This window comes from Pseudomonas sp. SWRI81, assembly GCF_014268545.1.
Classification (GTDB): Bacteria; Pseudomonadota; Gammaproteobacteria; order Pseudomonadales; family Pseudomonadaceae; genus Aquipseudomonas; species Aquipseudomonas hamedanensis.
Genome location: NZ_JABWQS010000016.1, coordinates 98,573 through 112,218 on the forward strand (window position 1 = coordinate 98,573; position 13,646 = coordinate 112,218).

A 13,646-nucleotide genomic window follows, 5' to 3' on the forward strand; every position below is an offset into this window, starting at 1 on the left:
CCATGAACAACGCTCTGAACCAGCTCCAGCCCTACCCGTTCGAAAAGCTCCGCGCACTGCTCGGCACCGTGACCCCGAACCCGGACAAGCGCCCGATCGCCCTGTCGATCGGCGAGCCGAAGCATCGCTCGCCGAGCTTTGTCGCCGAAGCGCTGGCCAATAATCTGGAGCAGATGGCGGTGTACCCGACCACCCTCGGCATCCCGGCGCTGCGTGAAGCCATCGCTGGCTGGTGTGAGCGGCGCTTTGGCGTGCCAAGCGGCTGGGTCGATCCGGCGCGCAACGTGCTGCCGGTCAACGGCACCCGCGAAGCGCTGTTTGCGTTTACCCAGACCGTGGTCAACCGTGGCGACGACGCCCTGGTGGTCAGCCCGAACCCGTTCTATCAGATTTACGAAGGCGCCGCGTTCCTCGCCGGGGCCAAGCCGCACTACCTGCCGTGCCTGGATGAAGACGGCTTCAACCCGGATTTCGATGCGGTGTCGCCGGACATCTGGCAGCGCTGCCAGATCCTGTTCCTGTGCTCGCCGGGCAACCCGACCGGCGCATTGATTCCGGTCGATGTGTTGAAAAAGCTGATCGCCCTGGCCGACCAGTACGATTTTGTGATTGCCGCGGACGAATGCTACAGCGAGCTGTACTTCGACGAGCAGACGCCGCCGCCGGGCCTGCTCAGCGCTTGTGTGGAACTGGGTCGTCAGGACTTCAAGCGTTGCGTGGTATTCCACAGTCTGTCCAAGCGTTCCAACCTGCCGGGCCTGCGTTCCGGTTTCGTCGCCGGCGACGCCGAGATCCTCAAGGGTTTTCTGCTGTATCGCACCTATCACGGCTGCGCAATGCCGGTGCAAACCCAACTGGCCAGCGTTGCCGCCTGGAACGACGAAGTCCACGTGCGCGCCAACCGCGCGCTGTACCGCGAGAAATTCGATGCGGTGCTGGCGATTCTTGGCCCGGTGCTGGATGTGCAGCGCCCGGACGGCAGCTTCTACCTGTGGCCGAACGTGAACGGCGATGACGCGCAATTCTGCCGCGATCTGTTCGAGCAGGAGCATGTGACGGTGGTGCCGGGCTCGTACCTTTCGCGCGAGGTCGATGGCGTCAATCCGGGCGCCGGCCGCGTGCGCATGGCACTGGTTGCGCCGCTGGCCGAGTGTGTCGAAGCGGCTGAGCGTATTCGCGATTTCATCCAGCGTCGCCGCTGAGGCCTGAACGCCTGTGCCGGGCAATCCGGCACAGGCGCTGCAAATATCGCGTAACAGTTCGCCCGATCTTATTTCCCGTCCCTGCGCCGGCCAGACGTTAGTCTTGGGCTGCGCGGTTCGTCGCGTCTCAAAACCACCGCCCCAGACTTCATGGAAGAAGTGAAATGCAAGAACTCCTGGATTGCCAACTCCTACAGTGGCCAGACGATCAGGCAGCCTACGCGGCCGCCATCAGCGAAAATCCGGCGAATGCCGACAGCGACCGCACCAGCGGTACGCGGCGCAAGCGCGCCGTGCTCAACTACTCGAAATTGTGGGCCAACGGCCGCACGCTGAAGATTGCCTTCATGGATGCGCCTGCGCCTGAGCACAAAAGCAAGATCATCGCCGCGGCCAGCCGTTGGTTGCCCTACATCAACCTCAAGTTTGAATTCGTCGAAGAGCGCCAGGGCGATATTCGCATCGCCACAAAAAACAATGACAACAGCGCCATGCTCGGCACCGATGCGCTGCTGATTCATCCCGACCATCCAACCATGAATCTGGGGGTCAGCCCCGACCATGTCGACTTCGAGGTGATCGTCACCCACGAATTCGGTCACGCACTGGGCGCCCTGCATGAACACCAGCATCCCCAGGCGAACATTCCGTGGGATAAGCCCAAGGTGTATGAGTTTTATCAGAATCGGCAGATGAATCCGCTGACCCGCGAACAGGTCGACCGCAACCTCTTTGCCTCCTTCGATACGCTTGATGCGATCTACACCGCCTATGACAAGCACTCGATCATGCATCACCCGGTGGCGAACACATTGACTCTGGGCGACTGGGAAATACCGGTCAACCGCAAGATCAGTAAGAAGGACAAACGCCTGATGCGACTGCTCTATCCCAAGTAACGCCGTCTATTTGACCTGCCCCAGATTGGCCTCACTCAGATCGAGTTCGCCCAATACTTCCCTGAGCACGTCATCGCCGATCTGGTGCTGGCGGCTTAGGCGATACAACTCAAGGCGTTGCGCCCGCAGCGCCTTCAGACGCAGCCGACGTTCCAGCAGATCCATCTGGAACGCCAAAGCCTGGGCTTCGGCGGAGTCATTGAAGACATCGAGCTGATGGCGATACTCGGACATGATTCGCGCCTTGAGTTCAGCGGACAATGCCGCCTGCGCCGCATCCTGAGGCACCACTTCCTCGGTTTCCAGCGAGTGGATCGCGGCTTCGGCGGTTTTGCGCCAGGCATCGCGCACTTCCTGGCGGCGTTTATCGTCCGGGCTTTTTTCGATCCCGCGCAGTAACAAGGGCAAGGCGATACACGCCGACACCAGCGACAGCAGAATCACCCCGGCCGCGATAAAGATCAGCAGGTCTCGCTCGGGAAACGCCTGCGCGCCCATCAACATTGGCACCGACATTACGCCTGCCAGCGTTACCGCCCCGCGCACACCACCGACCGTCAGCAGCCAGCAGGAACGCGCCGTCGGCACTTGCGTCAGCTCGCCTTTGCCGCGCAAGCGCCGCAGCAGTACCGACAAGCGCCAGATGCTCTGCACCCAGACAAACCGCAGCAACACCAGCGCGAGGAAAATCGCCAGCACATCGAGGCAACGGTAGAACAGCGTCGGCCACAGCGTCGGCTCGTGACTGACCACCGCTTTGATGATGTCCGGCAATTGCAGGCCGAGCAGCAGAAAGATCAGGCCATTGAAGGCGAACTCCAGCAGCGACCAGACACTGCGATTGAGCAGCCGGGTACTGGTCTGCCGTGGCAGCAGGTCGAGCCAGCTCTGCATCATTCCCGCTGCGACCGCTGAAAGAATGCCCGATGCGCCCAAGCGCTCGGCCAATACATAAGCAGCGAAGGGCAACAGCAACATGAACACTACGTGAGTAGCCGGATCATCCCAGCCACGGGCGATCATCCACACGCGCAGGCGTCCAACCAGCCAGCTCAGCGCCACGCCGACCGCCAGACCACCCAGCGCCACCGCGACGAAGGTCAGGCTGGCGTTGGTCAGCGAGAACACCCCCGTCACCGCCGCTGCCAGGGCGAACTTGAAAGTCACCAGACCGGAGGCGTCGTTCATCAGCGCCTCGCCCTGCAGCATGTGCATCAGCGGCGTCGGCAAGCGGTTCTGCGCAATCGCTGAAACCGCTACGGCGTCGGTGGGCGACAATACGGCCGCCAAGGCAAAGGCTACTGGCAGCGGAATCGTCGGCAACAGCCAATGAATGAAATAGCCGGCACCGACCACGGTGAACAAAACAAGGCCCACGGCCAGGGTCAGAATCGGCCCGCGCAATTGCCAGAGCGCGCGTTTGGGCATGCGCCAGCCGTCGGAAAACAGCAACGGCGGCAGGAACAGAAACAGGAACAGCTCCGGATCGAGGGCCACGTGCAGGCCCAGCGTCGGCCAGGCCAACAAGGCGCCAGCGGCGATTTGCACCAAAGGCAGCGGCAGCGGGATGACCCGGCCAACCAGTCGCGAGACGCTGACCAGCATCAGCAGGATCAGGACGGTGTAAGCAGTTTGCATAAAGCAGTATCTCAGGCGATCGACAGCGTTGAACTGCCATATTAGCGCCTTAGGCTGTGGATGACCGTTGCACCTATGTCGCACGGCTGGAACGCAACTCCCTTGTGGGAGCGAGCCTGCTCGCGAAAGCGGTGGAAGATTCACCATCAATGTCGACTGACACGCCCCCTTCGCGAGCAGGCTCGCTCCCACAGGTTTTACAGCGTTACGACAACCGTGGCCGACGAAACCGTTTGGTCATGGCATAATCCGTCACCATTTTTCTCCAGCACCTGTAAAGGGGGCGATTCCTTGGCCGTTTCAAGTAAAACGTTGCACCTTTTCGGCATCAAAGCCTGCGACACCATGAAGAAGGCGCGCACCTGGCTCGATGAACACGCTGTCAGCTACGACTTTCACGATTACAAAACGGCCGGTATCGACCGTGCGCACCTGACGCAATGGTGTGACGAGCACGGCTGGCAAACGGTGTTGAACCGTGCAGGCACGACCTTTCGCAAACTCGACGACGAACGCAAAGCCGATCTCGACCAGTCGAAAGCCATCGAACTGATGCTCGCGCAACCCTCGATGATCAAGCGCCCGGTGCTCGATCTCGGTGACCGAACCCTGATTGGCTTCAAGCCAGACATCTACGCGGCCGCTCTGAAGTAAGCAGCCCGTCACTCTTTGTAGAGGTATTCACATGTCCAATTCCCTGTTCAGCATCGCCTTTGGTGTCGGCACTCAGAACCGTCAAGGCGCCTGGCTCGAAGTGTTCTACGCACAGCCACTGCTCAACCCTTCGGCCGAACTGGTCGCTGCCGTTGCGCCGATCCTCGGTTACACCGAAGGCAACCAGGCCATCAGCTTCACCACCGCACAGGCCGCGCAACTGGCTGAAGCGGTCAAAGGCATCGACGCCGTGCAAGGCAAGCTGCTGACCCGTCTGGCCGAAAGCCACAAGCCGCTGGTCGCCACCCTGCTGGCCGAAGATGCGCAACTGACTTCGACGCCTGAGGCCTACCTCAAGCTGCACTTGCTGTCGCACCGTCTGGTCAAGCCGCACGGCGTCAGCCTCGCCGGTATTTTCCCGCTGCTGCCGAACGTCGCCTGGACCAGCCAGGGCGCGATCGACCTGAGCGAACTGGCCGAGATGCAACTCGAAGCGCGTCTGCGCGGTGAGCTGCTGGAAGTGTTCTCGGTGGACAAGTTCCCGAAAATGACCGATTACGTGGTTCCGGCCGGTGTGCGTATCGCTGACGCCGCGCGCCTGCGTCTGGGCGCTTACGTGGGCGAAGGCACCACCGTCATGCACGAAGGTTTCATCAACTTCAACGCCGGCACCGAAGGCCCGGGCATGATCGAAGGCCGTGTCTCCGCTGGCGTGTTTGTCGGCAAGGGTTCGGACCTGGGCGGCGGTTGCTCGACCATGGGCACCCTGTCGGGCGGCGGCAACATCGTGATCAAGGTTGGCGAAGGCTGCCTGATCGGCGCCAACGCCGGTATCGGTATTCCGTTGGGCGACCGCACCACGGTCGAGTCGGGCCTGTACGTGACGGCCGGCACCAAGGTGGCGCTGCTCGATGAGCACAACAATCTGGTTCAGGTTGTTAAAGCGCGTGAGCTGGCCGGCCAGACCGACCTGCTGTTCCGTCGCAATTCGCAAACCGGTGCGGTGGAGTGCAAGACCCACAAATCGGCGATCGAACTGAACGAAGCGCTGCACGCTCACAACTAAGCAGCCATACGATCGATCCCCTGTGGGAGCGGGCTTGCCCGCGAAGGCGTCCTGTCAGTAACAACTGTGCAGAATGACACTACGCTTTCGCAAGCAAGCCCGCTCCCACAAGGTCCGGTACACCCCGCCCAATTTCACAGGGCTGAACAGATGATGATTCCCTCCCCTTGGCGTGCCGATTTTCCAGCCATCGCCGCCCTGCAACGGCAAGACCAGACCTATCTGGACAATGCCGCCACCACGCAGAAACCCCAGGCTTTGCTCGACGCCCTGACGCATTACTACGCCAACGGCGCGGCCAATGTGCACCGTGCGCAACACTTGCCCGGCGCCCATGCCACGCAGGCGTTCGAAGACAGTCGGCTGAAGGTTGCGCAGTGGCTGAACGCAGGCGACAGCGGCCAGATCATCTTCACCCATGGCGCCACCAGTGCGCTGAACCTCTTGGCTTATGGCCTGGAGCATCTTTTCCAGCCGGGCGACGAGATCGTCATCAGCGCGCTGGAGCATCACGCCAACCTGCTGCCGTGGCAGCAACTGGCCCAACGACGCGATCTCAAGCTGATTGTGTTGCCTCTGGACAGCGACGGGCTGATTGACCTCGCGGTCGCGCTCACCGTCATCGGCCCGCGCACCCGTTTGCTGGCAGTCAGCCAATTGTCCAACGTGCTCGGCGCCTGGCAGCCGTTGCCCGCCCTGCTGGCCATGGCCAAGGCGCACAACGCCCTGACGGTGATCGATGGTGCGCAGGGTGTCGTCCACGGGCGCCATGACGTGCAGGCGCTCGGTTGCGACTTCTATGTGTTTTCCAGCCACAAGCTGTATGGCCCCGAAGGCCTTGGCGTGCTGTTCGGGCGCAACGACGCGCTGGAGCAACTGCGGCCCTGGCAATTCGGTGGCGAGATGGTTGTAGACGCGACCTTCCACAGCGCCCGCTTCCGCCCTGCACCACTGGGTTTCGAGGCCGGCACACCGCCGATTGCCAGCGTGGTCGGCCTCGGTGCGACCCTCGATTACCTGGCCGGCCTGGACCAGGACGCGGTGTCCGCCCATGAAGCGGCACTGCACGACTATCTGCTGCGCGGCCTCGCCGCACGCAACGGCATTCGTCTGCTGGGCAAGCCGCAATTGGCGCTGGCCAGTTTTGTTGTCGAAGGCGTGCATAACGCCGATCTGGCGCACCTGTTGACCGAGCAAGGCATCGCCGTGCGCGCCGGGCACCATTGCGCCATGCCATTGATGAAAAGCTTCGAACTGGCCGGCGCGATTCGCGTGTCGCTGGCGTTGTACAACGATTCCGAGGACCTGGAGCGCTTCTTTGAAGCCCTCGACCAGGCGCTGGAGATGCTGCGATGACGTTGCCGGCTGAAGCCGCCGACGCCCTGCAAACCTTCCAGAGCGCCGCGGGCTGGGAGCAGCGGGCGCGATTGCTGATGCAGTTTGGCGATCGCTTGCCAGCGTTGAGCGAGACGGATAAGTGCGAGGCCAATCGCGTGCATGGCTGTGAAAGCCAAGTGTGGCTGGTGGGCGAGTTGCGCGACGGCCACTGGCAATTTGCAGCGAGCAGCGATGCGCGGATGATTCGTGGCCTGGTGGCGTTACTGCTGTTGCGGGTCAACGGGCTGTCGGCGGCTGAGTTGCGGCAGGTCGATTTGCCGGACTGGTTTAATCAGTTGGGGCTGTCGCGGCAGTTGTCGCCTTCGCGCAGCAATGGGTTGAATGCCGTGCTCAAGCGGATGAATGAGTTGGCGAAATAAAAGCGGCTGCTTCGCAGCCATCGCGAGCAGGCTCACTCCTACAATTTGAAACGCATTCCCCTGTAGGAGTGAGCCTGCTCGCGATTGGGTCTTCAGCCCGGACATCAAGCCTGAGGTTTAACCCGGTCCGAAGGCCGCCGCACCCCCGCCACAATCTTGTCCACCGCCTTGGTCGCCGCGACCATGCCAAATGTCGCCGTCACCATCATCACCGCACCAAAACCGCCAGCGCAGTCGAGCTTGACGCCGTCACCGACAAAACTCTTCTGCAAACAAATGCTGCCATCCGGTTTCGGGTAGCGCAGTTGTTCAGTGGAGAACACACACGGCACGCTGTAATGGCGGGTCATGGTGCGGGAGAAGCCGTAATCGCGGCGCAAGGTCGAGCGCACTTTCGAGGCCAGCGGATCGTTGAAGGTGCGGTTGAGATCGCAGACTTGAATCAGCGTCGGATCAATCTGTCCGCCTGCACCGCCAGTGGTGATGATCTGGATCTTGCGGCGTTTGCACCAGGCAATCAGTGCCGCTTTGGCGTTGACCGCGTCGATGCAGTCGATCACGCAGTCGATGTCCGGCGTGATGTATTCGGCCATGGTCTCGCGGGTAACGAAGTCGGCGACGGCGTGCACCGTGCAATCGGGGTTGATTCCGCGCAGCCGCTCGGCCATCACCTCGACCTTGGGCTTGCCGACGGTGCTGTCGAGCGCGTGCAATTGGCGGTTGGCGTTGCTGACGCAAACGTCGTCCAGGTCAAACAGCGAAATCTCGCCAACGCCGCAGCGGGCAATGGCTTCCGCCGCCCAGGAACCGACGCCGCCAACGCCGACGATCGCCACATGGGCCGCGCGCAAGCGCTCCATGCCTTCGATGCCGTATAAACGGGCGATGCCTGCAAACCGCGGATCTTCTGTACTCATGATCATTACCCCAAAAACCGGCGCGCATTATAGGGCTACGCAGCGGCAAGTTTTAAGCTGCAAGCGACAAGTGTAAGAACTTAAGTCAGAGACGGCTGCCCAATGTCAGGAATTTTCCCGTCAGTTGTACGGCTGGTTAACCGCCGGTGTAGGATGCGCGCCCGTCGGGCGTCTATCCGACCGAATCTTCGTTCCACAGCCTTTGGAACCCGAAACAGCTATGTCATCGCGTAAATTTGGACTCAACCTGGTAGTGGTGCTGGCCATCGCTGCCCTGTTCACCGGTTTCTGGGCGTTGGTCAACCGCCCGGTCTCGGCGCCGAACTGGCCACAGCAAATCTCCGGCTTCTCCTATTCGCCGTTCCAGCAGGGACAATACCCGCAAAAGGATCAGTACCCGTCTGATGACGAGATGCGCCGTGATCTGGAGATCATGAGCAAGCTGACCGACAACATCCGCATCTATTCGGTCGACGGTTCGCTGCAGAACATCCCGAAACTGGCTGAAGAGTTCGGCCTGCGCGTCACGCTCGGGATCTGGATCAGCCCCGACCAGGAGCGCAACGAGCGGGAAATCAGCAAAGCCATCGAACTGGCCAACACCTCGCGCAGCGTGGTGCGGGTGGTGGTCGGTAACGAGGCGTTGTTCCGCGAAGAGATTACCCCTGAAGCCTTGATCGTCCTGCTGGATCGCGTGCGTGCCGCCGTCAAGGTTCCGGTGACCACGTCCGAGCAGTGGCACATCTGGGAGAAATACCCGCAACTGGCCAGACACGTCGACCTGATCGCCGCCCACGTTCTGCCCTACTGGGAATTTATTCCGGTGGACAAGGCCGGCCAGTTCGTTCTGGATCGCGCTCGCGATCTGAAAAAGCTCTTCCCGAAAAAACCGTTGCTGTTGTCTGAAGTCGGCTGGCCGAGCAACGGGCGCATGCGCGGTGGCGCCGATGCGTCGCCAGCCGATCAGGCGATCTACCTGCGCACGCTGGTCAACAAGCTCAACCGCCAGGGCTTCAACTATTTCGTGATCGAAGCCTTCGATCAGCCGTGGAAGGCCAGTGACGAAGGCTCGGTTGGCGCTTATTGGGGCGTGTTCAACGCCGCGCGTCAGCAGAAATTCAATTTCGAAGGCCCGGTCGTCGCGATTCCGCAATGGCGCGTGCTGGCCATCGGTTCCGTGGTGCTCGCGCTGCTGTCGCTGACCCTGTTGATGATCGACGGTTCGGCCCTGCGCCAGCGTGGTCGTACGTTCCTGACCTTTATCGCGTTTCTGTGTGGTTCGGTGTTGGTGTGGATCGGCTACGACTACAGCCAGCAATACAGCACGTGGTTCAGCCTGACGGTCGGCTTCCTGCTCGCGCTCGGCGCGCTGGGTGTGTTCATCGTTTTGCTGACCGAAGCCCACGAGCTGGCCGAAGCGGTGTGGATTCATAAACGCCGGCGCGAATTCCTGCCAGTGCTGGGTGATTCCGATTACCGGCCAAAAGTCTCGATCCACGTGCCCTGCTACAACGAGCCGCCGGAGATGGTCAAACAGACCCTCGACGCCTTGGCCAATCTCGATTACCCGGACTTCGAAGTCCTGATCATCGACAACAACACCAAGGACCCGGCCGTCTGGGAACCGGTGCGCGATTACTGCGCCACCCTCGGCCCGCGCTTCAAGTTCTTCCACGTATCGCCACTGGCCGGTTTCAAGGGCGGCGCGCTGAATTACCTGATCCCGCATACGGCCAAGGATGCCGAAGTCATTGCGGTGATCGACTCCGATTATTGCGTGCACCCGAACTGGCTCAAGCACATGGTGCCGCACTTCGCCGATCCGAAAATCGCCGTGGTGCAGTCGCCGCAGGATTATCGCGACCAAAACGAAAGCACCTTCAAGAAGCTCTGCTACGCCGAGTACAAAGGCTTCTTCCACATTGGCATGGTCACCCGCAACGACCGGGACGCGATCATCCAGCACGGCACCATGACCATGACCCGGCGCTCGGTACTGGAAGAACTGGGCTGGGCCGACTGGTGCATTTGTGAAGACGCCGAACTGGGTCTGCGTGTGTTCGAAAAAGGCCTGTCGGCGGCGTATTACCACGACAGTTATGGCAAGGGCCTGATGCCCGACACCTTCATCGACTTCAAGAAACAGCGCTTCCGCTGGGCGTACGGCGCGATCCAGATCATCAAGCGCCACACCCGCAGCCTGCTGCGCGGCAAGGACACCGAACTGACGCGCGGTCAGCGCTATCACTTCCTCGCCGGCTGGCTGCCGTGGGTCGCCGATGGCATGAACATCTTCTTCACCGTCGGCGCGTTGCTGTGGTCGGCGGCGATGATCATCGTGCCGCAACGGGTCGATCCGCCGTTGCTGATTTTCGCGATCCCGCCGCTGGCGCTGTTCGTGTTCAAGGTCGGCAAGATCATCTTTCTTTATCGCCGCGCCGTCGGTGTGAATCTGAAGGATGCGTTCTGCGCGGCACTGGCCGGGCTGGCGTTGTCGCACACCATCGCCAAAGCGGTGCTGTACGGTTTCTTCACCAGCAGCATTCCGTTCTTCCGCACGCCGAAAAACGCCGACAACCATGGCTTCTGGGTGGCGATTTCCGAAGCGCGGGAAGAGCTGTTCATCATGCTGCTGTTGTGGGGCGCGGCACTGGGGATCTATCTGGTCAACGGCATGCCGAGCAACGACATGCGCTTCTGGGTCGCCATGTTGCTGGTGCAGTCGCTGCCGTACGTGGCGGCGCTGATCATGGCGTTTCTGTCGTCGCTGCCAAAACCTGCGGCAGTGGCGGAACCGGCGCCGGTCGTCTAAATCCGTACCGATGCACTAAACGGCGGCCAATGGTCGCCGTTTTGCTTTAAGATAACCGCCATTTTGCGGGGCTTGGCGCGGCATCCGGTCTGACTGACGGCACTGCCCCTGTGGGAGCGAGCCTGCTCGCGAAGGCTTTGTAACATTCAACCTTTAGGTTGTCTGATACACCGCTTTCGCGAGCAGGCTCGCTCCCACATTAGAAGCCAAGCCCATACCCCATGATCCGGAGTTTTCCATGACGGCCCACGCCGACCTATCGCCGACCCTTCAACTGGCCATCGACCTGATCCGCCGTCCTTCCGTGACCCCGGTCGATGCTGACTGCCAGAAGCAGATGATGCAGCGCCTGGGCGATGCCGGTTTCACTCTGGAGCCGATGCGCATCGAAGATGTGGATAACTTTTGGGCCACTCACGGCAACAACGAGGGCCCGGTGCTGTGCTTCGCCGGCCACACCGATGTAGTGCCGACGGGTCCGGTCACCGCGTGGCAGATCGATCCGTTCAACGCCGTGATCGACGAGCACGGCATGCTCTGCGGTCGTGGCGCAGCGGACATGAAAGGCAGCCTGGCGTCGATGACCGTCGCCGCCGAACGCTTCGTTGCGGATTACCCGAACCACAAGGGCAAGGTCGCCTTCCTGATCACCAGCGACGAAGAAGGCCCGGCGCATCACGGCACCAAAGCGGTGGTCGAGCGGCTCGTCGCGCGCAACGAGCGTCTGGACTGGTGCATCGTTGGCGAGCCATCGAGCACCACGCTGGTCGGCGATGTGGTGAAAAATGGCCGTCGCGGCTCCCTCGGCGCCAAGCTCACGGTCAAAGGCGTGCAAGGTCACGTGGCCTACCCGCATCTGGCGAAGAACCCGATCCACCTCGCCGCTCCGGCACTGGCAGAACTGGCCGCCGAGCATTGGGACCACGGCAACGATTTCTTCCCACCGACCAGTTTCCAGATTTCCAACCTCAATTCCGGCACCGGCGCGACCAACGTGATTCCCGGCGATCTGGTGGCGGTGTTCAACTTCCGTTTTTCCACCGAATCCACTGTCGAAGGCCTGCAGAAACGCGTTGCCGACATTCTCGACAAACATGGTCTGGACTGGCACATCGACTGGGCGCTGTCTGGTCTGCCGTTCCTCACCGAGCCGGGCGCGTTGCTCGATGCCGTGTCATCGAGCATCAAGGACATCACCGGCCGCGAAACCAAGGCGTCGACCAGCGGCGGCACATCCGATGGCCGCTTCATCGCGACCATGGGCACGCAAGTGGTTGAGCTGGGGCCGGTCAACGCGACCATTCACCAGGTCAACGAACGCGTACTGGCAGCGGATCTCGACGTACTGACCGAGATCTACTACCAGACCCTGATCAAGTTGCTTGCCTGATGCTCGCGTGCCCGATCTGTAGTGAACCGCTCAACACGGTGGACAACGGCGTGGCCTGCCCCGCCGGGCATCGTTTCGACCGCGCGCGCCAGGGTTATCTGAACCTGCTGCCAGTGCAGCACAAGAACAGCCGCGCCCCCGGCGACAATCAGGCAATGGTCGAGGCGCGGCGTGATTTCCTCAACGCCGGGCATTACGCGCCGGTCGCCAGGCGTCTGGCTGAACTGGCGGCCGGTTATGCGCCGGAGCGCTGGGTCGACATCGGTTGTGGCGAGGGTTACTACACCGCGCAAATCGCCGAGGCTCTGCCCAACGCCGATGGCTATGCGCTGGATATCTCGCGCGAAGCCGTCAAACGCGCCTGCAAACGCAATCCGGCGATCACCTGGTTGATTGCCAGCATGGCGCGTGTGCCATTGGCCTCGGGCAGTTGCCAGTTTCTGGCGAGTGTTTTCAGTCCGCTGGACTGGGAAGAGGCCAAGCGCTTGCTCAGCGTCGGCGGCGGCCTGATGAAAGTCGGCCCGACCCGCGGCCATCTGATGGAACTGCGCGAACGCCTGTACGACGAAGTGCGCGAATACACCGATGACAAGCACCTGGCCCTGGTGCCTGAGGGCATGGCATTGGCGCACAGTGAAACCCTGGCGTTCAAGCTGACGCTGGACAAGCCTGAGGATCGCGCCAACCTGTTGGCGATGACGCCCCACGGCTGGCGCGCCAGTGCCGAACGCCGCGCAGCGGTGATCGAACAGGCCGAGCCGTTCGTGACCACCGTGTCGATGCGCTACGATTATTTCGTTCTTCAATAACTTTTGGTCTCGGGCACAGGCCCGGGGCCGGCTAAATCCGCGAATGGATTTTTCAGACCCGCAGTGAGGACATCCATGCGCCAACCAGACATCGAGATTTACCTGAAAGACGCCGACGTCGACCACAAGGCCATCGCCGCCTGGCTCGGCAAAGCACTCGGCCCGTGCAGCGACTGGGTGCAGAAAGGCCAGACGTATAAATGCAAGGCCGGCAACGTGCCGGTGACCTGGCTGCCGAAAGCCGTGGGCAAGTGGAACAGCCTGTACCTGGAAAGCGACCAGACCCCGTGGGACGACGACATCGCCTGTGCCCGCGCAGCCTTTGCCGCGCTGAACGTTGAAGTGCGTTGCGCACCGGGTACGTGGGTTGAGGAAGAAGGTGAAGAAACGGCTGACCGCTGGATTCGCATCAGCGCCGATGGAGAAGAAGAGATCACCTGGAAAACCGCTTAAACACAGATCCCATGTAGGAGTGAGCCTGCTCGCGATTGCGGTGTATCAG

Annotated in this window: 12 protein-coding genes; 10 read left to right on the forward strand and 2 right to left on the reverse strand. The window is 61.5% G+C overall.

Going from position 1 to position 13,646, the window contains the following annotated elements; genetic code table 11:
* Positions 1 to 2: 2 nt before the first annotated feature.
* Together dapC and HU765_RS12945 are read left to right on the forward strand one after the other, a co-directional pair.
* Positions 3 to 1,202, forward strand: coding sequence for a succinyldiaminopimelate transaminase (dapC, locus tag HU765_RS12940; protein WP_186620947.1), 1,200 nt, complete (start codon positions 3 to 5; stop codon positions 1,200 to 1,202).
* 164 nt (positions 1,203 to 1,366) lie between these two features.
* The gene (locus tag HU765_RS12945; protein WP_186620949.1) at positions 1,367 to 2,101 is read left to right on the forward strand and encodes a M12 family metallopeptidase; all 735 of its coding nucleotides are present in this window, start codon (positions 1,367 to 1,369) and stop codon (positions 2,099 to 2,101) included.
* Positions 2,102 to 2,107: 6 nt separating this feature from the next.
* Here HU765_RS12945 and HU765_RS12950 read toward each other — a convergent pair whose 3' ends face one another.
* The gene (locus HU765_RS12950) at positions 2,108 to 3,739 is read right to left on the reverse strand and encodes a Na+/H+ antiporter (protein ID WP_186550164.1); all 1,632 of its coding nucleotides are present in this window, start codon (positions 3,737 to 3,739) and stop codon (positions 2,108 to 2,110) included.
* A gap of 291 nt (positions 3,740 to 4,030) precedes the next feature.
* On the opposite strand from HU765_RS12950, the gene HU765_RS12955 reads away from it, so the two are divergent.
* The 4 genes from HU765_RS12955 to HU765_RS12970 all read left to right on the forward strand — a co-directional run bounded on the left by HU765_RS12955 (position 4,031) and on the right by HU765_RS12970 (position 7,216).
* Positions 4,031 to 4,393: an ArsC family reductase gene (locus HU765_RS12955; RefSeq protein ID WP_189664121.1), complete on the forward strand. Its 363-nt coding sequence runs from the start codon at positions 4,031 to 4,033 to the stop codon at positions 4,391 to 4,393.
* A gap of 31 nt (positions 4,394 to 4,424) precedes the next feature.
* A complete protein-coding gene (gene dapD / locus HU765_RS12960; RefSeq protein WP_186620953.1) occupies positions 4,425 to 5,459 on the forward strand; it encodes a 2,3,4,5-tetrahydropyridine-2,6-dicarboxylate N-succinyltransferase in 1,035 nt (344 codons plus the stop codon).
* A gap of 150 nt (positions 5,460 to 5,609) precedes the next feature.
* Positions 5,610 to 6,815: a cysteine desulfurase gene (locus HU765_RS12965; protein ID WP_186620955.1), complete on the forward strand. Its 1,206-nt coding sequence runs from the start codon at positions 5,610 to 5,612 to the stop codon at positions 6,813 to 6,815.
* Complete coding sequence (locus HU765_RS12970) at positions 6,812 to 7,216, forward strand: SufE family protein (RefSeq protein ID WP_186620957.1); 405 nt, start codon at positions 6,812 to 6,814, stop codon at positions 7,214 to 7,216. Before HU765_RS12965 ends, HU765_RS12970 begins: the two co-directional genes overlap by 4 nt.
* A 104-nt stretch (positions 7,217 to 7,320) precedes the next feature.
* Here HU765_RS12970 and tcdA read toward each other — a convergent pair whose 3' ends face one another.
* Positions 7,321 to 8,139, reverse strand: a complete 819-nt coding sequence (tcdA, locus tag HU765_RS12975; RefSeq protein WP_186620959.1) for a tRNA cyclic N6-threonylcarbamoyladenosine(37) synthase TcdA — start codon at positions 8,137 to 8,139, stop codon at positions 7,321 to 7,323.
* A gap of 214 nt (positions 8,140 to 8,353) precedes the next feature.
* Here tcdA and HU765_RS12980 point away from each other — a divergent pair, with 214 nt between their 5' ends.
* The 4 genes from HU765_RS12980 (at position 8,354) to HU765_RS12995 (ending at position 13,597) form a co-directional block, all read left to right on the forward strand.
* Positions 8,354 to 10,945, forward strand: coding sequence for a glycosyltransferase (locus HU765_RS12980; RefSeq protein ID WP_186620961.1), 2,592 nt, complete (start codon positions 8,354 to 8,356; stop codon positions 10,943 to 10,945).
* Between the two features lie 238 nt (positions 10,946 to 11,183).
* Positions 11,184 to 12,335 (forward strand): succinyl-diaminopimelate desuccinylase, encoded by a 1,152-nt coding sequence (dapE, locus tag HU765_RS12985; protein ID WP_186620963.1) that lies wholly within the window; start codon positions 11,184 to 11,186, stop codon positions 12,333 to 12,335.
* Entirely contained in the window at positions 12,335 to 13,144 is an 810-nt protein-coding gene (locus HU765_RS12990; RefSeq protein WP_186620965.1) for a putative RNA methyltransferase, read from the forward strand. The genes dapE and HU765_RS12990 overlap by 1 nt, the downstream gene beginning before the upstream one ends.
* A gap of 75 nt (positions 13,145 to 13,219) precedes the next feature.
* Positions 13,220 to 13,597, forward strand: a complete 378-nt coding sequence (locus HU765_RS12995; RefSeq protein ID WP_186620967.1) for a hypothetical protein — start codon at positions 13,220 to 13,222, stop codon at positions 13,595 to 13,597.
* Positions 13,598 to 13,646 lie beyond the last annotated feature (49 nt).

Excerpts from the sequence above, each read along its gene's own strand:
- dapC (WP_186620947.1), top strand. The coding sequence starts at position 3 with ATGAACAACGCTCTGAACCAGCTCCAGCCCTACCCGTTCGAAAAGCTC.
- HU765_RS12945 (WP_186620949.1), top strand. The coding sequence starts at position 1,367 with ATGCAAGAACTCCTGGATTGCCAACTCCTACAGTGGCCAGACGATCAG.
- HU765_RS12950 (WP_186550164.1), bottom strand. The coding sequence starts at position 3,739 with ATGCAAACTGCTTACACCGTCCTGATCCTGCTGATGCTGGTCAGCGTC.
- dapD (WP_186620953.1), top strand. The coding sequence starts at position 4,425 with ATGTCCAATTCCCTGTTCAGCATCGCCTTTGGTGTCGGCACTCAGAAC.
- HU765_RS12965 (WP_186620955.1), top strand. The coding sequence starts at position 5,610 with ATGATGATTCCCTCCCCTTGGCGTGCCGATTTTCCAGCCATCGCCGCC.
- HU765_RS12970 (WP_186620957.1), top strand. The coding sequence starts at position 6,812 with ATGACGTTGCCGGCTGAAGCCGCCGACGCCCTGCAAACCTTCCAGAGC.
- tcdA (WP_186620959.1), bottom strand. The coding sequence starts at position 8,139 with ATGATCATGAGTACAGAAGATCCGCGGTTTGCAGGCATCGCCCGTTTA.
- HU765_RS12980 (WP_186620961.1), top strand. The coding sequence starts at position 8,354 with ATGTCATCGCGTAAATTTGGACTCAACCTGGTAGTGGTGCTGGCCATC.
- dapE (WP_186620963.1), top strand. The coding sequence starts at position 11,184 with ATGACGGCCCACGCCGACCTATCGCCGACCCTTCAACTGGCCATCGAC.
- HU765_RS12990 (WP_186620965.1), top strand. The coding sequence starts at position 12,335 with ATGCTCGCGTGCCCGATCTGTAGTGAACCGCTCAACACGGTGGACAAC.
- HU765_RS12995 (WP_186620967.1), top strand. The coding sequence starts at position 13,220 with ATGCGCCAACCAGACATCGAGATTTACCTGAAAGACGCCGACGTCGAC.